The sequence below is a fragment of the Streptomyces sp. NBC_01142 genome, assembly GCF_026341125.1.
In the GTDB taxonomy this organism is placed as follows: Bacteria; Actinomycetota; Actinomycetes; order Streptomycetales; family Streptomycetaceae; genus Streptomyces.
The window spans coordinates 2,355,636-2,375,482 of record NZ_JAPEOR010000001.1 but is presented as its reverse complement, the minus strand read 5'-3'; the positions used below and the strand labels follow the sequence as shown (position 1 = coordinate 2,375,482).

The 19,847-nt window shown below is 71.1% G+C and carries 21 protein-coding genes; 12 read left to right on the top strand and 9 right to left on the bottom strand.

Translation table 11 applies throughout. From position 1 onward, the window contains the following. Positions 1-63: 63 nt before the first annotated feature. Positions 64-1,605, bottom strand: coding sequence for an ATP-dependent DNA ligase (locus OG883_RS10860; RefSeq protein WP_266538312.1), 1,542 nt, complete (start codon positions 1,603-1,605; stop codon positions 64-66). Between the two features lie 793 nt (positions 1,606-2,398). Between OG883_RS10860 and OG883_RS10855 the strand changes: the two genes are divergently transcribed. Continuing rightward, complete coding sequence (locus OG883_RS10855) at positions 2,399-2,785, top strand: FKBP-type peptidyl-prolyl cis-trans isomerase (protein WP_266538310.1); 387 nt, start codon at positions 2,399-2,401, stop codon at positions 2,783-2,785. A 243-nt stretch (positions 2,786-3,028) separates the two neighbouring features. On the opposite strand, the gene OG883_RS10850 is transcribed toward OG883_RS10855, so the two are convergent. Next, positions 3,029-3,640, bottom strand: coding sequence for a TetR/AcrR family transcriptional regulator (locus OG883_RS10850; protein WP_266538307.1), 612 nt, complete (start codon positions 3,638-3,640; stop codon positions 3,029-3,031). Positions 3,641-3,732: 92 nt separating this feature from the next. On the opposite strand from OG883_RS10850, the gene OG883_RS10845 reads away from it, so the two are divergent. The 6 genes from OG883_RS10845 to OG883_RS10820 all read left to right on the top strand — a co-directional run bounded on the left by OG883_RS10845 (position 3,733) and on the right by OG883_RS10820 (position 9,707). Continuing rightward, the gene (locus OG883_RS10845) at positions 3,733-4,251 is read left to right on the top strand and encodes a PH domain-containing protein (RefSeq protein WP_266538304.1); all 519 of its coding nucleotides are present in this window, start codon (positions 3,733-3,735) and stop codon (positions 4,249-4,251) included. Then, complete coding sequence (locus tag OG883_RS10840; RefSeq protein ID WP_266538301.1) at positions 4,248-5,804, top strand: PH domain-containing protein; 1,557 nt, start codon at positions 4,248-4,250, stop codon at positions 5,802-5,804. Before OG883_RS10845 ends, OG883_RS10840 begins: the two co-directional genes overlap by 4 nt. An 85-nt stretch (positions 5,805-5,889) precedes the next feature. Next, a complete protein-coding gene (locus OG883_RS10835; protein WP_266538298.1) occupies positions 5,890-6,951 on the top strand; it encodes a phosphatidylinositol-specific phospholipase C domain-containing protein in 1,062 nt (353 codons plus the stop codon). Positions 6,952-7,272: 321 nt separating this feature from the next. Further along, entirely contained in the window at positions 7,273-8,409 is a 1,137-nt protein-coding gene (locus tag OG883_RS10830; protein ID WP_266538291.1) for a hypothetical protein, read from the top strand. Between the two features lie 309 nt (positions 8,410-8,718). Beyond that, positions 8,719-8,847 (top strand): hypothetical protein, encoded by a 129-nt coding sequence (locus OG883_RS10825; protein WP_266538288.1) that lies wholly within the window; start codon positions 8,719-8,721, stop codon positions 8,845-8,847. A gap of 50 nt (positions 8,848-8,897) precedes the next feature. Continuing rightward, positions 8,898-9,707: a helix-turn-helix domain-containing protein gene (locus tag OG883_RS10820; RefSeq protein ID WP_266538286.1), complete on the top strand. Its 810-nt coding sequence runs from the start codon at positions 8,898-8,900 to the stop codon at positions 9,705-9,707. Here OG883_RS10820 and OG883_RS10815 read toward each other — a convergent pair. Both OG883_RS10815 and OG883_RS10810 read right to left on the bottom strand, forming a co-directional pair. Further along, positions 9,697-10,116 carry a hypothetical protein gene (locus tag OG883_RS10815; protein ID WP_266538283.1) on the bottom strand — a complete coding sequence of 140 codons (420 nt, stop codon included), beginning with the start codon at positions 10,114-10,116 and terminating at the stop codon, positions 9,697-9,699. The genes OG883_RS10820 and OG883_RS10815 overlap by 11 nt on opposite strands. Before the next feature lie 304 nt (positions 10,117-10,420). Next, positions 10,421-10,852, bottom strand: coding sequence for a hypothetical protein (locus tag OG883_RS10810; RefSeq protein WP_266538281.1), 432 nt, complete (start codon positions 10,850-10,852; stop codon positions 10,421-10,423). A gap of 122 nt (positions 10,853-10,974) precedes the next feature. On the opposite strand from OG883_RS10810, the gene OG883_RS10805 reads away from it, so the two are divergent. From OG883_RS10805 to OG883_RS10785, 5 genes are all read left to right on the top strand, one after another. Then, positions 10,975-11,316 (top strand): PadR family transcriptional regulator, encoded by a 342-nt coding sequence (locus OG883_RS10805; RefSeq protein ID WP_266538279.1) that lies wholly within the window; start codon positions 10,975-10,977, stop codon positions 11,314-11,316. Next, positions 11,313-12,320 carry a hypothetical protein gene (locus OG883_RS10800; protein ID WP_266538276.1) on the top strand — a complete coding sequence of 336 codons (1,008 nt, stop codon included), beginning with the start codon at positions 11,313-11,315 and terminating at the stop codon, positions 12,318-12,320. Before OG883_RS10805 ends, OG883_RS10800 begins: the two co-directional genes overlap by 4 nt. A gap of 571 nt (positions 12,321-12,891) precedes the next feature. Next, positions 12,892-13,116, top strand: a complete 225-nt coding sequence (locus tag OG883_RS10795) for a cold-shock protein (RefSeq protein ID WP_266538274.1) — start codon at positions 12,892-12,894, stop codon at positions 13,114-13,116. 272 nt (positions 13,117-13,388) lie between these two features. Next, the gene (locus OG883_RS10790) at positions 13,389-13,718 is read left to right on the top strand and encodes a hypothetical protein (RefSeq protein WP_266538271.1); all 330 of its coding nucleotides are present in this window, start codon (positions 13,389-13,391) and stop codon (positions 13,716-13,718) included. Between the two features lie 14 nt (positions 13,719-13,732). Then, positions 13,733-14,218, top strand: a complete 486-nt coding sequence (locus OG883_RS10785; protein WP_266538268.1) for a peroxiredoxin — start codon at positions 13,733-13,735, stop codon at positions 14,216-14,218. Positions 14,219-14,416: 198 nt separating this feature from the next. Here OG883_RS10785 and OG883_RS10780 read toward each other — a convergent pair whose 3' ends face one another. The 5 genes from OG883_RS10780 to OG883_RS10760 form a co-directional block, all read right to left on the bottom strand. After that, positions 14,417-14,596 (bottom strand): hypothetical protein, encoded by a 180-nt coding sequence (locus OG883_RS10780; RefSeq protein ID WP_266538265.1) that lies wholly within the window; start codon positions 14,594-14,596, stop codon positions 14,417-14,419. Between the two features lie 71 nt (positions 14,597-14,667). Beyond that, positions 14,668-15,072, bottom strand: a complete 405-nt coding sequence (locus tag OG883_RS10775) for a hypothetical protein (protein WP_266538262.1) — start codon at positions 15,070-15,072, stop codon at positions 14,668-14,670. 91 nt (positions 15,073-15,163) lie between these two features. Beyond that, positions 15,164-16,216, bottom strand: coding sequence for a zinc-dependent alcohol dehydrogenase family protein (locus OG883_RS10770; RefSeq protein ID WP_266538259.1), 1,053 nt, complete (start codon positions 16,214-16,216; stop codon positions 15,164-15,166). An 84-nt stretch (positions 16,217-16,300) separates the two neighbouring features. Continuing rightward, positions 16,301-17,635: an amino acid permease gene (locus OG883_RS10765; protein ID WP_266538257.1), complete on the bottom strand. Its 1,335-nt coding sequence runs from the start codon at positions 17,633-17,635 to the stop codon at positions 16,301-16,303. 65 nt (positions 17,636-17,700) lie between these two features. Beyond that, the gene (locus OG883_RS10760) at positions 17,701-19,830 is read right to left on the bottom strand and encodes a phage holin family protein (protein ID WP_266538254.1); all 2,130 of its coding nucleotides are present in this window, start codon (positions 19,828-19,830) and stop codon (positions 17,701-17,703) included. Positions 19,831-19,847: the final 17 nt, after the last annotated feature.

Below are 19,847 nucleotides of genomic sequence, written 5' to 3'. Positions count from 1 at the left end.
CCGGCGGGCGGGCCGCTTTCATCGTTCGCCGGGGCGAAGCCGACGTACATCGTTGTGTGCAGTTCAGGCACGCGATTCCAGGACCTGGTCGATGGTGTCGGCCTGCTGGGCGGGCTTGTCGGGGCGGTGGCGCAGCACCCGGGCGAAACGCAGGGCGACACCTGCCGGGTACCGCGATGAGCGCTGCACTCCGTCGTACGCGATCTCCACGACGAGTTCGGGGCGGACGGTCACGGTGAACCCGTCGTCGGTGACGGCGAGTGCACGCAGCCGGTCCGTCTGCCAGCGCAGCATCTCGTCGGTGAGGCCCTTGAAGGTCTTGCCGAGCATGACGTACGTACCGTCGGCGGCGCGTGCACCGAGGTGGAGGTTGGACAGCAGCCCGGTGCGTCTGCCGTGGCCCCATTCGACGGCCAGGACGACGAGGTCGAGGGTGTGGACGGGCTTGACCTTGAGCCAGGAGCGACCCCGGCGGCCGGCGACGTACGGCGCGTCGAGGGCCTTGACCAGGACGCCCTCGTGGCCGCGGCGCAGCGTATCTGCGAAGAACTCCTCTGCGGCGGCGACCTGTTGGGCGGATTCCGGGTCGTCGACAACGGTGCGGCGGACGCGCATCGGTTCGGGGACGAGCCGGGCCAGGACAAAATGGCGTTCGCCGCCGGGGAGGTCGAGCGTCGGCTCCCCGCCGGCGGCGAGGACGTCGAAGAAAACGGGCGACAGGGGCAACGTCGCACGGGCGGCGTCCACGTCCAGGCGGGAGCCGACGCGGGAGGCGATGTCCTGGAAGGGGACGGGCCGCCCCGTCGTCCCGTCGAGAGCAATCACCTCGCCGTCCAGAATGAAGTGATCCCCTGTCATCTCGCGAGCAGCAAGGGTGACTTCGGGGAGACGATCGGTGATGTCGTCCAGGGACCGGGTGTAGACGCGGATGTCGTTGCCGCTGCGGTGCACTTGAACGCGGATGCCGTCGAGCTTCTCCTCGACCACGCAGGCGGCACCGAGTGCCTGCACCGCCTCGGTGACCGACTTCGCGGTGTGCGCGAGCATCGGCTGCACGGGGCTCCCGACGCACAGCCGGAACTGCTCGAGCGCCGGCGGCCCCTGGGCGAGCAGGGCCGTTGCGACGCGGGGCAGCGAGCCGTCCAGCATCACGGCGCGGCGTACGTCCACGGCCGGTGCCCCCGCGGCCCTGGCGACGGACTCCAGGGCGATCGCGTCCAGCGCGCCTTGACGTACCTCGCCGGTGAGCAGCCGCATCAGGAAACGCTGCTCGTCGGCGGTCGCGGCGGCCATGAGCTCGTGCACGAGGCGCTTGCGCTCGGCCTGGGCGCCGGGTCCTGCGACCTCGGCGAGGCGGGTGAGTGCGGTGTCGGTGGCGGAGACGGTCAGACCGGGGAGGTCCGCGGGAGGTACGGGTTCCTTCAGGACGCTCCAGCCGATGCCGATGCGGCCCTGCGGAACCTGCCCGGCGAGATAGGAGATAACCAGGGCGACGTCCTCGGGGCGGGTGTCGGCGAACAGCTCGGCAAGTACGGCGGTCTTGCGCGAGCGCGCGGAGGTGGCGGCGACCTGTTGTGACACATCGACGAGTCGGCCCAACAACATGCGCCCATGGTGCCTCGCGCCGGGCCCCACCGCGCGCGGGGGACGGCTGCGGGTTCCGGTGACCGGGGCGGTGTCCGGTGCGGGCGCGGGTGGCTCGGGCCTGTGGTGCGGGCGCCTGTCGGGTGCGGGTCCGTGTGGCTCGGGCCTGTGGTGCGGGGTCCTGTCCGGTGCGGGTTCCGGTGCCCCTCCGGGCTCGACTCCTCGGGGTCGGCGGCATACAGGGCCCCGATTTCGCGGGCCGGGTCCTGCCGCCAATCCCCTGCGGGGACGACCCTGCACGGCCCCTCCCCAGCGGAACGGGACGGGCGTGGGCCAGCCCGTGGCTCGGGGTCCTGTCCGGTGCGGGCGCATGTGACTCGGGCCCGTGGCGCGGGGTCCTGCTTTGGTGCGGGCTCCGGGGCCCCTCCGGGCTCGACTCCTCGGGGTCGGCGGCATACAGGGCCCCGTTCTCGTGGGCCGGGTTTTCCCGCCAATCCCCTGCGGGGACGACCCTCCACGGCCCCTCCCCAGCGCAACGCCACACAGGGGCAGGCCGCCCGTCCGGTGCGGGCGCATGTGACTCGGGCCCGTGGTGCGGGGTCCTGTCCGGTGCGGGTTCCGGGGCCCCTCCGGGCTCGACTCCTCGGGGTCGGCGGCATACAGGGCCCCGTTCTCGTGGGCCGGGTTTTGCCGCCAATCCCCTGCGGGGACGACCCTGCACGGCCCCTCCCTCAGCGGAACGGGAAATGGGTGTGACCGCACCCGGGACCAGTTCGAGCCCGCTGCCTGCTGTCCCGGTGCCGACCGTGACACCATGGGAGGACCGGCTGCAGAAGCAGACCTGCCGATCGACGACGAGAAGAACGAGGAACGCGTGGGAGTCACGAAAGACGTCATCAGTGCCGGGGACGGCGCGAACTTCCCCAAGAAGGGAGACACCGTCACGATGCACTACGTCGGCACGCTGGAAGACGGCACGAAGTTCGACTCCTCCCGGGACAGGGGCCAGCCGTTCGTCACCCAAATCGGTGTCGGCCAGGTCATCAGGGGCTGGGACGAAGGCGTCCCCACGATGTCCCTGGGCGAGAAGGCGCGTCTCATCATCACCGGTGACTACGCCTACGGAGACCGCGGCTACCCGGGTCTGATTCCGGCCAACGCCACGCTCCACTTCGAGGTGGAGCTCCTCAAGATCAACTGATCCTCCGGTGCCGGCCCGGCCCGGCCTGCTCCGCAGGGTTGTGTCGCCCTGTATGCCGCCCCGCACCGTTACCCGGCGGGGCAGCACGGGCTCAGCAACCTGCGCGCGAGGCCGGGCTGACCAGTTGGTGCACCGAAACCCACGCGCTCCGCGCATCCATGGTGCGTGCCGTGCAGTCGAACGGCGGCCGCCGCCCCCTGGAGTTTCGGGTCGGGGAGTAGGGGTGGGGTGGGGGATCAACCCCTACTCCCCGAACAGCCTGGCCATGTGCAGGTCCAGCAGTCGCAATGCCACCTCCGGCGTGTGCACGTCCAGCAGCGTGTACGCCGTCAGCCCGTCCACCAGGCTGATCAGCAGCATCGCCTCGTCGTACGGGTCCTTGTCCGCCCCCACCTCGCCACGTTCGACCGCCCTGCGCAGCAGCCCCGCGAAGAACTCTGCCAGTTTGGGCATCCCCTCCCGCGCCTCCGCGCGCAGCCGCTCGTCGTGCACCGCCCGCGCGAAGTACGCCGCCCCCACAAGATTGCCCACCCGGCTCTTCTCGTCGAGGGGCAGCATCCCCATCAGGCACAGGCGCAGCACGGTCCGGGGCGGCGGCTCCTCGGACAGTTCCACGACGGCCGCTTCGATGCGTTCGCGGATCCGCCGCTCGGCAAGCGTGTTGATGTGCCGCAGGGCGAAGAGCAGCATCTCGTCCTTGGTACGGAAGTAGTGCTGCAGTCTGCCCAGCGAGATGTCCGCCTCGGCGGCGACATCACGCAGACTCACGCCGTCGAGCCCCCGCGTAGACGCGATACGCCAGAGCGCCTCGGAGATCTCCAGACGTCTGGCCTCATGGTCCACCTTCTTCGGCACCGGCGACCTCACCTCCTGCTTTTACAAGTCACTTGTACCGTTGTAGCGTATCGCTGCCCAATACAGTTGACTTGGAAAGCGGTGTCCCCCCTATGCCCCTGCACGCCGCTCCGCGCCTGCGGCCGCCCCGCCACCGCGTGGACCCCCGCGCCCGCCAGTGGTGGACCGCCCAGGCGCTGGTGTCGGTGAGCGGCCCGATGCTGCTGACCGCCCTCACGCTCGCCCTGCTCTCCGCCCTGTTCTTCCCCGGCGCGCTCCCCTGGCTCGCGCCCCTGCTCCTGGTCACGCTCGTCGTGCCGGCGCTCGGCTATGCGGCCCTCATGCCGCGCGGCCGGTACGCGGTGCACGCCTGGGAACTCGGCACCCACTCCGTCTACGCGTCGGGCGGCTGGCTGTGGCAGAAGCGCAGGATCGCCCCGCTGTCCCGGGTGCAGACCGTGGACACGGTGCGCGGCCCTGTCCAGCGGCGGTACGGGCTCGCGACGCTCATCGTCACCACCGCTTCCACCGCGGGCAACATCAAGATCGCGGGGCTGTCCGACGCCGACGCCGAGGAGCTTTCCCGGCGTATCGGCGAGGCCGCGCAGGCCGTGCCCGGGGACGCCGCATGACCGCGCTCACCGGCACCTCGGCCGACACCGACACCACCATCACCAGCGCCTGGCGCCGGCCCGACGTACGCACTCTGCTGGTGCACTGCGGCTGGCTGGCCCCGCCGCTCGGCTCGCTCGCCCTCACCGCGCTCGCCACCGGCGGCCGTATCCCGGCGAGCGCCCTGATCACGCTCGCCGCCCTCGCCGTCTCGTTCGCCGCCGTCACCGCGTTCGGCCTGATCCGCTGGTCCCGTACGCAATACCGGCTCACCGCCGACTCCTTCGCGCTACGCAGCGGTGTGCTGAACCGGCGCCTGCGTACCGTGCCGCTCCACCGCGTCCGCAGCGTCGATCTGACCGCCACGCCGCTCCACCGGCTGCTCGGCCTCACCATCGTCCGGGCGGGCACCACCACCTCGGGTGACGGCCGCGGCGAGATCGCGCTCAACGCGCTGACGGTCCGCGACGCGCACCGGCTGCGCACCGCGCTGCTCGCGCGCGCCGACACCCTCGCTCCGGCCGACGAGCCGGTCATCGCCCGGATCGACTGGCGCTGGCTGCGCTACGCACCGTTGACCTTCTGGGTGTTCGGCGGCGTGGGCATCGCCGCGGGCTCCGTCTACCGAGTCTTCGACGCCATGGGCATCGAGCTGTGGCGGGTGGGCTTCGTCCAGGACGCGTTCCGCGAGTTCGGCAGCAGCATGCTGTGGCTGACAGTCCCGGCGGCCCTGCTCGCCGTGATCATCCTCGGCTCGATCGGCGCCCTCGCGCTCTACGTCGAGAACTGGTGGGGCTTCAGCGCCGCATGGACCGACGCGCGCACGCTGACCGTACGCCGCGGATTGCTGACCACCCGCTCGGTCACCATCGAACGGGCCCGACTGCGCGGGGTGCTGCTCCGTGAGCCGCTGCTGCTGCGGGCTGCCGGCGGGGCGAGTGCGGCGGCAGTCGCGGGCGGGCTCGGGAACAGCGAAGAGACCCGCAGCCGCAGCGCCCTGCTCCCGCCGGCGCCGCGCGAAGAGGCCCTGCGCGTCACCGCCGGCGCGCTCCGCATGGCCCAGCATCCCTTTGCGAACGTGGAGTTGACCCCGCATCCGCGAGCGGCTCTGCGCCGCCGACTGATGCGCGGCCTGCTGTTCCTCGTCCTGCCGACGACGGTCGCACTGCTCGTCCTCGGAATGCTGCTGACACCCGTCCTGCTGCACTGCGCATGGATCTTCGCGTCGGCGGCGACTCCGGTGGTGTGGCTGTCGGCCCGGGATGCGTACCGCAGTCTCGGCCATGCACTGCACGGCTGCCATCTCCTCGTCCGGGCGGGTACGTTCAGCCGCGACACACTCGCCCTGGAGCGTGACGCGATCGCGGCCTGGACGTTCTCGAGCTCACCCTTCGCCCGGCGGGCCGGGCTGGTCACGGTCACCGCGGCGGTGGCAGCGGGCGAACACGGCTATCACATAAGGGACATGGCGGACGACGGGGCCGTCGGCTTCGCCGCCGCGTCGGCGCCGGGAATCCTGGAGGAGTTCCTGGACGACCCTCAGCCCCACACACCACATCTGGCGCATTCGTAACGGCCGAGTCCCGTCTCCCCACGGTTCACTCAACTCCCCTACCCTTCGCTCGACTTGTTCGATCCGAAGCAAAGACAGGGGAACCATGGGGAAGCTCTCGCGCGCGGCCGTGACCACAACAGTCACGGCCGGGCTGCTCGCCGTCGCACTCGCCCCGGCGGAGGCGTCCGCGCCCCGGTCGGCGGACCCGGGGCAGCTGCCCTACTCCTCCACCACCGGGGTCGGTGTCCACAACGCCTACGAGAAAACGAAGTACCGGTACTTCGCGGACGCGCTCGACTCCGGCGCGGGCATGCTCGAGATCGACGTCTGGACCAATGTGTTCGGCAGATCCTGGCGGGTCTCGCACAGCAACCCCATAGGCAACAACAACAATTGCGAGAACGCGGCCGGCCCCGCCGAACTGCGCACCAAGTCCCGGAACCAGGACCTCGGCGGCTGCCTCGCGGACATGAAGGCCTGGCACGACGCCCATCCCGGCCACCGGCCGATCCTGATCAAGATCGAGCTCAAGGACGGCTTCCAGGGCAAGAACGGCCGCGGTCCCGCCGCCCTCGACGCGCTGCTCTCCGCCCGTCTCGGCAACGCCCTGTTCCGCCCGGCCGATCTGGCCGGCGGACACCCCGATCTCGACACGGCCGTACGGACGGACGGCTGGCCCGCCCGCTCGGCGCTCGCGGGCAAGTTCGTGATCGAGCTGATCCCGGGGACACTCGAGGAGGGCAATCCGGCGGACACACTGTGGACCGACCGGGAGTACGCCACCTATCTGCGCGACCTCAAGGCAGCGGGCCGACTGGGTGAGGCGGCCGCGTTCCCCGCCGTCCACGGCGCGGCCTCCGGCGACCCGCGCACCCGGTATGCCGACGCCACCATCCGCCCCTGGTTCGTCCTCTTCGACGGGGACGCGGGCGCCTACACGGGCGGCTCCATCGACACCGCCTGGTACGACCGGAACCGCTACTTCGTCGTCATGACGAGCGCGCACAACGTGGCCCCCGCGATCGACGGCACCAACCCGACGGAGTCAGCGGCGCGCGAGCGCGTCGGCCTGCTGGCGGGCCGCCACGCCAATGTGGTCTCGGCGGACTGGTACCCGCTGCCGTCGGTGCTGGCGACGGTGGTCCCGCGGGGCGGTGGCCAGTAAGCCGTAGACCGCGGACGGGGGCGGGGGACGGGGGACGTAACGCACGTCACAGCGAAGCCCGGAGAGCAAGGGGAACGTCCGGCAATGGTTTACCGTTCATCCACACGTGGGTGTGGCGGGGACTGTGCCCCCGGGCCTCACCATGCGCCCGCAGGGAAGATCGTTCGGCTGAAGCCCTGTGGAGCGATTCGCCGAGAGGCGACCGCCATGCACGCCCACGCCTTGGCTGCCCCGGTCGGAAACCCCCGTCCGGCCGGGGCTTCTCACCTCCGCCCGCAGATCTGAACGGGCCCGATCCATACGCAGGCGCGCCCGGGATCGGTGCTCGCCTTCACAGGGACGGTGGGCGAGGGTTTCGCCAACGCGGAGGACGTCGCAGAGGCGGGCGGCTTCACGGAGGCGGAGGGCTTCACGGACACGGGCGGCTTCGCAGACACGGAAGGCTTCGCAGACACGGGCGGCTCTGCGGACCCAGGAGGTTCCGCGGACGCGGAGGACGTCGCAGAGGCGGGCGGCTCTGCGGACGCAGAAGGCCTTGCCAACGCCGGGGGCTTCGCAGACACGGAAGGCTCCGCCGACCCGGGATGTTCTGCGGACGCGGAGGGCTTTGCAGACACGGGAGGTTCTGCGGACGCGGAAGGCTTTGCAGACACGGGAGGTTCCGCGGACGCGGAAGGCTTCGCCAACCCAGGAGGTTCCGCGGACGCGGAAGGCTTTGTCGACGCGATCGGCTCGACCGGCGCGGGTGAGGAAGCCGACGGGTCGACCAACGCACTCGGCGACACCGGGACCGAGGGCTCGGCGGACATCGGCTCGAGAGGAACGGCTGGTTCGGCTGGTTCGGCTGGTTCGACCGGCGCGGCGGACTCAGCAGGCGCCGACGCAACCGGCGTCGGCGTCGGCTCCGCGGGGAGGGTGGACTCAGCGGGATCCGTCGGTTCGACCGGCACGTTCGGCTCCGCCGCCGTTACGGGCTCCTCCGGCTCCACGGGCTCATCGGGACTCGCCGCCGCCACGGGCTCCTCCGGGATTGCCGGCTCCACGGGCTCCTCCTTGGCCACCGGCTCGTCCGTCGTCGACTCGTCCGGGGCTACGACGTCATCCGGCACCTCCGGTATCTCCGCCACCTCCGGGTCCACCGCATCGAGTGGCAGGGCGGCGGGAACCGGCTCCTCCTCCGGCTCAACCGGCTCCCCCGGCCCCGCCGGCGCCTGTACCTCCGCCTTCTTCCCCTCCCCCTTCTTCTCCCCCACAGCGGAGGTCCGCCGCGCCGGTAGGGGCGCCACCGGCGGTCCCTCCGGTCGGGCCCCGTCGACCTTCGCCACCCGCTTCTCCGGCGCAGATACGTCCCCGGTACTCAGCATCACGCCCGCCGCGACCGCGGCCCCCGCCACCGTCAGGGCGACTGCCCCCACGGCCACGGCCGGAAGTCTCCCGCCGACAGTCAGCACATGGTGAACCGTCCCCCACGGACCACCGCGCCCGGCCGCCTTCCACACATCCCCCCAGCCCTCCGGATACGACCGCAGCCCGCTCGCCCGCCCGGGTGAACGCGCCTGCCGTACATGCGCGGGCGGCGGCGTCCCCGTTCTGTCGGAGCGCGCGCCGGTGCGGCGGCCGAGGGACTCGAGGCGCTGGTCCTCGGTCTCGGCCGGCCAGGGGGCCTGGACGCAGTGCTCCGGGGGCTTCCCTTGTACGCGTGAGGCGTCCGGGTCCGGGACTGCGGGGGTTACGGAGCGTGACGATCTGGTGTTCACCATTCGAGTCTTGGGGACTCGGGCCACCGCGGCCACTGCGGAGTTCGCCTCGCCCACCCGCAAGCCGTCCCTCCGGGCTCGCCCCACCGCGACGCGCGTCCCGCCACCGCGCCGTACCCGCCAGATGGCCCAGCAGTAGTTCGACATGACGGCTTCGCCGCTTCCGACGTGCCGTATTACGGTCTGGGTATGACAACTGTCGCCTCCGGCACGGGAGTAGGGCCACTGCTGCGCGGCTGGCGCGAGCGGCGCCGCATCAGCCAGCTGGAGCTCGCCCTGCGCGCCGATTCCTCGGCCCGCCACATCAGCTTCATCGAAACGGGCCGCTCCCGCCCCAGCGAGGAGATGATCCTGCGGCTCGCGGAGCACCTCGAGGTTCCCGTACGGGAGCGCAACGCCCTGCTGCTGGCGGCCGGATACGCGCCCCGGTACGCCGAGACCTCCCTCGACGATCCGGCGATGGGTGCCCTGCGCGAGGGCATGGAACGGCTGTTGCAGGGTTACGAGCCGTATCCGGCGCTCGTGGTCGACGGTTCGTACACCGTGGTCGCCGCGAACCGCGGAATCGCGATGCTGCTGGACGGGCTGCCGGAGCACTTGCTGACGCCGCCTCTCAACGCCATGCGGATCACTCTCCATCCCGAGGGTCTCGCCCCCCGGATCCGCAATCTGCGGGAGTGGCGCGGCCATCTGCTGGCCCAGATGGAGCGCCAGATCGCGCTGGCCCGCTCCGAGGCACTGCGCGAGCTGTACGACGAGGTCGCCGCCTATCCCCTTCCGGAGACCGGCAGCGACCCTGCGGACCGGGAGCGCCCGGAGCCGTACCCCTACTTCGCGCTTCCGCTGCAGATCGAGCACGAAGGCCGGGTGCTGTCCTTCATGTCCTCCATCTCCACCTTCAACACCCCGATGGATGTGACGGTCGCCGAGCTGGCCATCGAGACGTTGCTCCCGGCCGACCCGGCGACGGTCAAGTACCTTCAGTCGCTCACGCCGTAGCGGCGGCGCGCAGCGCGGACCACTGAAGGCAGGCGAAGCCGGCGACGGTGAGCGCCTGCAGCGGGATCCATACGGCGCCGGCGGCTGTCGGGTCGAACCAGAGTGCGAGGGCGGCGATGCTGAGGGCCGCCCACAGCAGATTGGCGTCGACGACGAACTTCACGGGCAGCTGGGGTGGCTGCCGGCGCGAGGCGAGAAAGCCGACCCCGGCGCCGAACAGGGTGAGGAGGACGCCCAGTTCGAGGAGGAGGGTCGAGTCGACTCCGAGGAGCCGCCCGAGCGGGCCGGAAGCCGCGACGTACGCCAGTCCGTTGACGCCGGTGACGGCGGCGTCGAGAGCGAGGAAGCGGCGCAGCATCGTCTGCGGCTCGGTGGTGCGGGAAATACCGGCGAGCAGGGTGGCGGACATGACGGATCAGCCTCCGTAGGGTCGTATGGGCTGGTCAGGTGACCCGGAGCTCGGACGGAGTGCGCCGCCCGAGTTCCGGTACCGCAAGACTGCCGGGCGGCCCCGGCCCCGTCGATTACGTGCGAGGTAATGGCACCGGAGGGCTCCTTGTCCAGGTCACAGACGCCACGCGCGACGCTCAGCGGCTGTGGGGAGCCAGATGGGGAGCCACTGGGCGGTTACTGCGGACTCCCGTCCGCCCCTGGCGCTGTCGCGCTGCCACTCGTCTTGACGATGTCATCCATCGCTTCGGCACCCGATGCGATCACCGGACGCAATTGCTTGCGACAGACACGCTCGGTGGTGCTGCTGCCGCCGTGGCCCACGACGGGGCGATGACCTCGATGGGGATTCCGTGATCCGAGAGGAGGGATACGAAGCTCGTCCGCAGCATCCGCACCGAGCTGCGCCGCTCGCCGGTCTCGCTCGGAAAGACGAACGCGTCTTCTTCCCAGTTCGCCCCTGCCTCCTGCTGCTGGCGTGCCTTGTGCGTCTCCAACACCGATGCGGCCTGGTGCGGCATGACGAGCAAGCGACGGCTCTTGCTCGTCTTGGTGTCGCCCTGCAGGCGCACTGAAGGCCATACATCTACGTGGGGCCGCGCTTCGTCCGGTTCCGCCTCGTGCACGTGCTCCCAGGTAAGCGCCCGTCCCTCTTCCGTGCGGACACCCGCGAGGAGCGCCGGCACCACGTACACGTGAATCCCGCTTCGGCGATGTTGTTCCGTCGGACGGCTGTTGACGTGATTCCGACATGTGGTTCACTAGCATGAGATCGAACTAGTCGAACTCGTAGAGTAGAGAGCAGAGTTGACTACAGATGGCCGCTGTGGAGACCGGCTGGTTGCGTGGGGTGCTACCCCTCGCGCTCGCCGCCGTGCTTGCCGAGGGCGACCAGCACGGGTATGCGCTGGTGCAGGAGTTGACTGCCCGCGGATTCGGCACGGTCCGTGGCGGCGCCCTGTATCCGGTGCTCGGCCGACTCGAGACCGAAGGGGTGGTGGAGGCGCGGTGGGAGCCCGGTGACGGCGGGCCGGGCCGCAAGGTCTACCGGCTCACCGACGCGGGGCGGGCCCGGCTGCGCGAAGAGACCACCAGCTGGAAGCAGTTCTCCGACGCGATGGATCAACTCCTGGCCCACAGTGCGGAGGAGCTGCCATGACAGATGAGGTCACCCGGTGGAACGCACGGGTTCGGCTGGCACTGGCTGCACAATCGGTGGACAGCACCCTCACGGACACGGTGCTGGAAGAGGTCGCACAGCACTGCGCGGACAGCGGTGAGAGCCCTGAGGACGCCTTCGGCATGCCGGAGGCGTACGCCGCCACTGTGGTCAGCGAGCGCTTCCCGCCCGAGGAGCGTCTTCGTCACCGGGGCCGCCAGACACCTGCGGCGACAATCCGCGCTGCACTCGCCCCGATCGGTACGGCCGCTCTGGTGGCCGGCGCCTGTCTGTGGGTTGCCAACGGATTCACGCTGGCTCTGACTCCTGGCGGGCTGGTCGGCTCATCGTTCATCGCCGTAGCCCTGACGTGCGGCTACCTCGCGGCCACTGCCTCGCGATCCCGACGGCGCGCCGCGGGGTGGGTGCTCCTGGCTGCCGCAACGGTGCTGGGCGCGACCGCCTTCACCGTCCTCTCCAGAAGAGCCTTCGGCCACCTACCCGCCCCTGTCCTGTGCCTACTGGGCCTCGCGCTGCTCGGGTGGGCCACACGGGACAAACCAACCGCAGACCCTGAAGGAGTCACGATGCAACCTCGGACGGACACTCAGAACACGGTCGGGCGTGAGCACTGGCTCCGCCGACTGCCCCAGCTGCTCGAAGAGCGCCACGCTGTGCCCCGCGCACGCGCCGCAGAGCTCACCAGGGAAGCCACCGACCACCTCGCCGCTACCGAACGCGCACCCGAAGAGGAGTTCGGGCCTGTAGAGCTGTACGCGCTGCGACTGTCCGAAGAGGAGTCTCCCCGCGCACGGTGGTGGCTGCGCAGCGACATCCAGAACGCGACACTTGCCGTGATCCTCACCGGCTATCTGGTGGGCAATCTCGCCTCCGGCGGCCCGTTCTGGCACACCGCACTCGCCTCCGGCGCACTCGCCGTGACCTTGGCGCTCCTTGCCGTCCCCCTGGTGCGCAGGCAACGCGAAAGCTCGCCCCAGCGATAACCACACCGCTCGCTCCTTGGGATCGGTGTCGACGGCGCCCCCTGACGAGGAGCCCTGTCGACCGGGCCGCCGTAGGGACCGGCGGGGGCTTCCGGGCAACGGCGCCCGGTGCTGAACACGGGGGTGGGGGCCGTCATGGCGTCCGGGGGAGAAAGACCGAGCAGCGCGCGAGTGCGGCCCCCAACTGCCGGGACGATGAACTCGCGTCCTCCCCGCGGGGCGCCGAAGCCGTCGGCGCGGTCCGCCGCCGCTCGCCCGCCTCATCGAGGAGCGCTCACGCAGCGGCCGACTCGGCTCCCGACATGGGCCTCGGCGTTCACCCGGACCAGCCGTTCCTTCTGCCGGACCCCCAGCGGTCCAGGACGCCGACGCCCGCCCCCAGCCCGAGAACTCCGCGAGCAGATGCCGTCCCGTCCTTGCCTCTTCCCTTGACTGAGGCGTGCAAGGTATAGACCCGCGGCCGCCGACCTGTTGCCGCTCCACGCCAACTGACCGGCGGAGGCGAAGCAGAGGTCACTGCTCACCTCCTCAGCGTCCCGTCGGAGCCGCCAGGCCCCGTAAGGTTCCCACCATGGTGACTGCGACCGTCCGCGAGTGGCGCGAGGAGGAGGGGTGGGGCGTGCTCGACTCTCCCGAGACTCCCGGTGGGTGCTGGGGCCACTACTCCGCCATCCAAATGGCGGGTTACCGCACGCTGTCGCCCGGGCAGCAGGTAGACCTCACGTGGGAGGCCCCCGGCTTCAAACAGGACGGGTACGACTACCGCGCCGTCAGCATCGTGCCTCGGCCCGCCTGACCATCACGCCTGGCGGACGACCACGGACACCCCACCCTCGTTTGCGCCGCGCGACACAGCGGTATTCCACACCCCTTGAGGCTGTCGCGTTACCTGCGAGGTAACGGAACCCGGTGCTGAGCAATCCCCGAGGCGACGGGCGCCGAATAGCTGACGTGTGACGGCGTACCGGTCCCCGGTGCGCCGGGCCGATCCGGCTGTTGGGGGCGCAGGTGCGAGCGACCATACGGGTACGTGTTCTGGCAGTCGACGGGCCACAGGTGTGGATCGCGGTGAGCGGCCGGCTGGCCAGGACCACCGCGCCGTTACTCGCGCAGGCGCTGCGCCTGCGCGAGGCCGAAGGATTCACGACACTTTTTGTGGATGTCGGCACGCTCGTCGACGAACGGGAGCTGGACGGCGAGGAGGTGCAGGGGGTGTTTCCCCCCGGCAGAAGGCTGGCGTTTCACCTCATCGATCCCACGGACGGGCTTCGGTTGCAACCCGGCCACGATCCCCGTTTCGTCTTCCATCGGGGACCCGCTTCGGCGTGGACTGTCTGGATGCACGGCCCGTCGACCAAGGGCCGGAAAAACCGGACGCCCGTCCGCCCGTACGCGTAGCCGCAGGAGTTCCCTTGGCAGCATCACCTGAAATCGGCCGGTCCGTCGAGGACTTCACCCTTCCCGGAGGGGTACTGCACGACGGCGTCTTCGAGCGGCGCGACTTCGCGTTGCGCAAGCAGCTCGGCCGCCCCCTGGTTCTCGCGTTCTATCCGGGAGACGACACCAGCGTCTGCACCAAGCAGCTGTGTTCGTATTCCAGCGGTCTGGAGACCTTCACGGACTGCGGGGCGGACGTCTGGGCCATCAGCCCGCAGAGTGTCGACAGCCACGAGTCGTTCGCCCTCAAGTACGAGCTGCGCATGCCTCTGCTCGCCGACACCGAGCGGTCCGTCGCGCGGGCCTTCGGCGTGGCGGCACCCGGGATCGGTCTGCGACGTGCCGTTTTCCTCATCGCCGCCGACGGCACTCTGCACTGGAAGCATGTGGCCCTGTTCGGAGCGACCTTCCAGTCGAAGGAGACACTGGCCCGCCACCTCGCTTCCCTCCGGGAAGCCTGACGTCCCCACGGCGGCGGACTGCCGGGCGACGAGGGCGCAGACCCCGGCCCGGCCCGGCTGCTGCATCTGCGCACTCCTCGACGCCCGTGCGGTGGCGACGGCGGGCGTGGCCCGCTCGCCGTGGACCTCGCGCAGCCGGTGCCGCGCCGCGGGCCGGCTTCGTCGGTGGCCCGGCCGCCGGCCCGCGGCACGGATGCGTCAGACGGCGCCGTCGTCGAACGCCGGACGGCCGCCGTCGGCACCGGGCTCGGACCTTGCGGGCCCACGCCGCACCTCGGCGTCGGTCTGGGTGGAATGCCGGCGTTCGTCGGAGTCGGCGGAACGGGCGGCTTCGGCGCGGAGCATGGCGTTGAGCGCGGCGAGCGGATCGATGGGCATGGCGGTGCACCTCGCGGTGGGATGGCTGATGGCTGCTCGAACTGGCTGGGCTCGGCGAAATGCCGCGCCGCTCAGCAGCGCAGGACCACACAGCGCGCGGCCCGCAGCCGCAGCGGCGGCTGCGCCGGCCGTCGGGTGCGGGGGCGGTACGAGGCGGGGCGGGCAGTCCGGCGACCCGGCCGCGGCCGGGCGGAGGGCGCAACGGCCCGCTCCAGGCTCGGCCGGCCCGCCCTGCCCGGCCTGCCCGATGCCGTCAGCGCGGTGTCGGTCTCCTCCGGCGGGCTCTCGCCCGCCGGTTCGACGGGTGCCGAGGCGGGCACCCGGGTCTCCCCCGCCGCAGCGGATCCGGAGCCCAGCGACGCGGCCAGGAGGCCGAGCAGTACCAACAGGACGAGCGGGGCCACACGGCACACGGCACGGCATCCGACAGCGCGTGCCGGGGCGCGGACTGCCTCCACACGCGCGGGCTGGTTCATGGGGCACGACCTCCTGGACATGCCTCACTGCCCAGGAACCACCCGGTCGTGCCCCGTTCCGGCCGAGATCCGCTCTACCGGGGTACGCCCGTTACGCCGAATTCACCGCGGCGTGCGGGGTGATCACCGTGACGCCCGTGCCGGACGCGCTGCCGAGGGCGGGAAGCGCCGCGGGTACGTCCTCGAGGCCGATCTCCGTCGTGACCAGCAGGTCGGGACGCAGTGCCCCGGAGTCGACCATCGCCATCATCTCCGGGTAGGCGTGCGCCGCCATGCCGTGGCTGCCGAGAATCTCCAGTTCCAGCGCGACCACCGGGCCCATCGGCAGGTGTACGCCGTCGGGCAGCAGGCCGACCTGCACATGCCGGCCCTGGCGGCGCAGGCTCTGTACGGAGTTCACGCAGGTCACCGGCGCACCCAGGGCGTCGAGCGAGAGATGCGCGCCGCCGCCGGTCGCCTCATGGACCGCCTCGGCGACGCTCCCGGTCACCGCCGAGGCGTCCAGACACACCTCCGCACCGAAGGCCCGGGCCAGCTCCAGTGCGCCGGGCGAGACGTCGACGGCGACCACCCTGGCTCCGCACGCGGCGGCGATCATGACTGCGGACAGACCCACTCCGCCGCAACCGTGCACCGCGACCCACTCCCCCGGCCGCACCCTGCCCTGTCCCACCACGGCACGGAAGGCGGTGGCGAAGCGGCAGCCCAGGCTCGCGGCCGTGGCGAACGTCATCGTCCGGGGAAGCGCCACCAGATTGGTGTCGGCCTGGTGCACGGGAACGTACTCGGCGAAGGATCCCCAGTGGGTGAAGCCCGGCTGCTCCTGGCGCTCGCACACCTGCTGGGCGCCGCGCGCGCACGCCGCGCACCGGCCGCAGGCGCAGATGAAGGGAACCGTGATCCGGTCACCGGGGCGCCAGTTGGCGACGCCCTCGCCCACCGACTCGATCACGCCGGACAGCTCGTGCCCGGGGACATGCGGAAGGGTGATGCCGGAGTCATGGCCCATCCAGCCGTGCCAGTCGCTGCGGCACAGACCTGTCGCCTCGACCCGGATCACCGCACCGTCGCGGGACGGCACCGGGTCGGGGACCTCCCGCACCTCGAGCGGCTTCCCGAACTCCTCGAACACCACAGCACGCAACGGGCACACTCCCTGCTCCGGCGGATCTTCCGTTGCGTCAACGTATCCGGAGGGCCGGGTTCTGCGGAAGGAGAGCCGCAGGCCTCAGGTGGCTGCCCGGAGCCTGCGGGCCGACATCCAGGCGTACACCAGCACGCCCGCGAAGAGGAACAGCACGCCCTGGTAGACCGCGGCGTAGCCGGAGCCCGCCACCAGCCACATGGAGAAGGTGAAGGCGAGTACCGCGAGCACCGAGTCGCGCACCAGACGGCCGCGGTGGACGCGGTGGGACTGGCCGGAGACGAGGAAGTGGATCTGCGCGGCCGTGGCCAGGAGGTAGGGGACGGTGGCCGTGAAGGTCGTGACCAGGACCAGCGTCTCGAAGACGCCTTCCGATCCCGCCGTGTAGTTGTAGACGGTCAGCAGCGAGGCCAGGACGACGGTGACGAGGACGCCGACGGTCGGGACACCGCGCCGCTTGGTGGCGAACACCTTCGGGAAGAGCCCGTCCTGGGCGGCGGCGTAGGGGGTCTGGGCGCTGAGCAGGGTCCAGCCGTTGAGTGCGCCGACCATGGAGACCAGAGCCGCGCAGGCGACGGCCGTCCCGCCCCATGTTCCGCCGAACATGGCGTCGACCGCGTCGGTGAAGGGGGCCGTCGAGCCGACCAGCGTGTCGTGGGCGACCGTGCCGAAGACGGAGAGCGTGCCCAGGAGATAGATGACGGCCGCGCCCGAGGCGCCGAGGATGGTGGCGCGGCCGACGTTGCGCTCGGGGTCGCGGACCTCGCCCGCGCTCACCGCCGCCGACTCCACGCCGAGATAGCTGAAGAGGAGGATCGCGGCGGACGCGGAGATCGCGCCGAGCGCGCTGTCGTCGCTCGCCCGGAAGGGCCCCAGATTGGCGGTGTCGAAGAAGAAGAGACCACCGACCGCGACCAGCAGCAGGGGCGCGAACTTCAGTACGGTGGCGATGAGCTGGACCGCGCCGACATAGCGGGTCCCGGCCAGGTTGGCGAGGGCCGGCAGCCACTGGATGGCCAGCGCGGCCACGATCGTGGCGGTTGTGGAGTCATGCACCGGGACGAGGACGTCGAAGTAGCCGACGGCCGCGACGGCGAGTGCCGCGTTCGACACCCAGGTGGTTATCCAGTACGACCAGGCCGCGAGGAAGCCCGCGAAGTCGCCGAACGCCTCGCGCGCGTAGACGTACGGTCCGCCGGTCTGCGGGTGCCTGTGGGCGAGCCGGCCGAAGACCAGCGCGAGGGCTATCGCACCTGCGGTCAGGATGACGAAGGCGACCAGGCTGATCGTGCCGTACGGGGCGACGGACGCCGGGAGCAGGAAGATCCCGCCGCCGATGATGTTGCCCATGACCAGGGCGGTGGCGATGGGCAGCCCGAACCGCCGGGCATGCCTGCTCTGTTCCTCTTGAATTGTCATGGGATGGTGCGCCTTTCTCCGTCACAAACCCGACCATGATCGGATGGGGGAGGCGCTGCTCAAAATCACACGTTTTCGTCCGGCAAGGCGGGATGACCTACCGGAATATCTTCTTCCGATTTGCTTTCCGGCCGGGAATCCTGCGGCGGCCCGATCGGCACCTCCGGCCCCGAGCACTCGCGCAGCCAGCACCTGAGCACTCGGTGCACCTGTTCCGCGCCGACCAGTTCGGCGCCCGGTGGGACCGGCGCGGAGAGGTCGAGCGGCGACAGCAGAAAGGGCTGCGACTGCTCGCCGCCGAGCCCACCGTGCGAGCCGATCTGCTCCTCGAAGGCGTGCACCGTGCCCGTCCTGGAGTCGTACATGGAGTTGACCATGATGTCGGCGACATGCGGGAAGGAGTCGGTACGGCGTACGGCGTCGGCCGCGCCCGTACCGAAGGCGGCCAGCGGTCCGTCGCCGGCCAGCTGTGCGAGGGGCACCTCCACGCCGCCGCGGCCGAGCACCACGGAGCCGTGTTCCTCACTGCCCACCAGCAGAAAGCCGATCCCGGGATGGTTGGCGAGGGTGCGCAGCAGCGCGGGGTGGCGGCGCTCGATCTGCTCGCGGGTCAGGCGCCCGGCCGTATCGGGGAACGAAATCAGGGCGAGGTTTCCCGAGGCCAGCACGATGGGGTCGGAGCCTGCAGCCGGATGCTCCTGCGTACCCTCCTCCTCCAGCCGCCGGTGCAGCGCGCTCCGCAGGGCGTCGCCCGCCGCGTCCCGGGCCTCCGCGCCGCTCTTGGAGCGCCCCACACGGCGCGAGACCGGCAGTCCGCAACCTGCCCGCACGAGGTCTTTGAGGGTCAGTCCGTACGCGCTGGTGAAGGTCTCCCCCGGGCTCTGGCCGTGGTCGGAGAGCAGCACGATCCGGTAGGCGCGGGGCGCGTGTTCGGCGACCTTGGCGATCAGCGCGACGGACCGGTCCAGGCGCTCGAGCACCTTGCCCGTGTCGCGGCTGTGCGGCCCGGAGTGGTGTGCCACTTCGTCGTACGCGACGAGGTCGGCGTACACGGCGGTGCGTCCGGCAAGCATGTCCCCCACCACCGCCGCGACGACCACGTCCTTCTCGACGACGGTCGCGAACGCGCGAATGAGGGGGTAGAGACCGCCGCGTCCGACCCGCGGGCGGTCCCCGCGTAGTCGCGCCCGCGTCGACTGGCCGATCTCGCGGGCGACTTCCGCGATGAAGGACAACGCGGTGCGGACCGCGTTTGCGGGGTCGGAGAAGTAGGCGAAGTAGCCGGCCCGGGAACGGTTGCCCGGGCCCCGCCGCGCGGCCATCGACAGGACGAGTGCGAGCTCGTCCGCGCCGCCGCTGAAGAGATTGCCGCGACTGGCGCCGTCGACGGTGAGCAGCCCGCCGTCGCCGGTGCGCTCGATGGCGCGGCGCTGGAGTTCGACGGCGCCGGCCGGCCGGTTGCTCACGACGACCCGGCCGGTGTCCTTCTCGTACCAGCGGAAGGCGGGGACGTCGTAGGTGGAGCCGTGCAGGATGCCGAGCTGGCTGGCGCCGGTCTGACTGGACCAGTCGGTGCGCCAGGGTGTGAGCCGGTGGGTCGCCCCGATCCAGGAGGCGACGGTCGGCATCAGGCCTTCCTCGGCAGCGCGCCGCAGCACCTCGTACCCGACCCCGTCGAGCTGAAGGAAGACCGTGCCGGGGTGACACATACGGCCGCCGTCCTCGCCGCGTCTTCGCCTGCGGCGGTCGGCGAGCCGGGAGAGCCTGCGCCGGTAGGCGTTGTCGTCGCGGACGGCGAGTGCGGTGGAGGTCGTGGAAGCGACGGCGGACATCACGGCGGCGACGACCACCGCGGTCTCCGGGTCGGCGGCGCCGCGCCCGTCGGGAATCAGCCAGAGGGCGACCAGCAGAAGCGAACCGTTGAGGAAGAAGACCAACAGGCCGAGCACCAGGGCCGGTACGAGCAGCAGGGCCCGTACGAGGACCGGCCAGACCAGCGCACTGAGCAGACCGAAGGCGCCGGCGCCCCAGGCGGCGGTGATCGCGGTCCTGGTGATGCTGTCCCCGTCGTCGGACTGCAACTGGAAGTCGGGCAGCACACCGGCGAGCGCCAGCATCGTCAGGGTGGACACCACCCACACCACGATCACGCGTAGCAGGGCTCTGCCGGCCGTACGCCATCGCCCTTCGACCACGCCCTTTTCACCTCGCC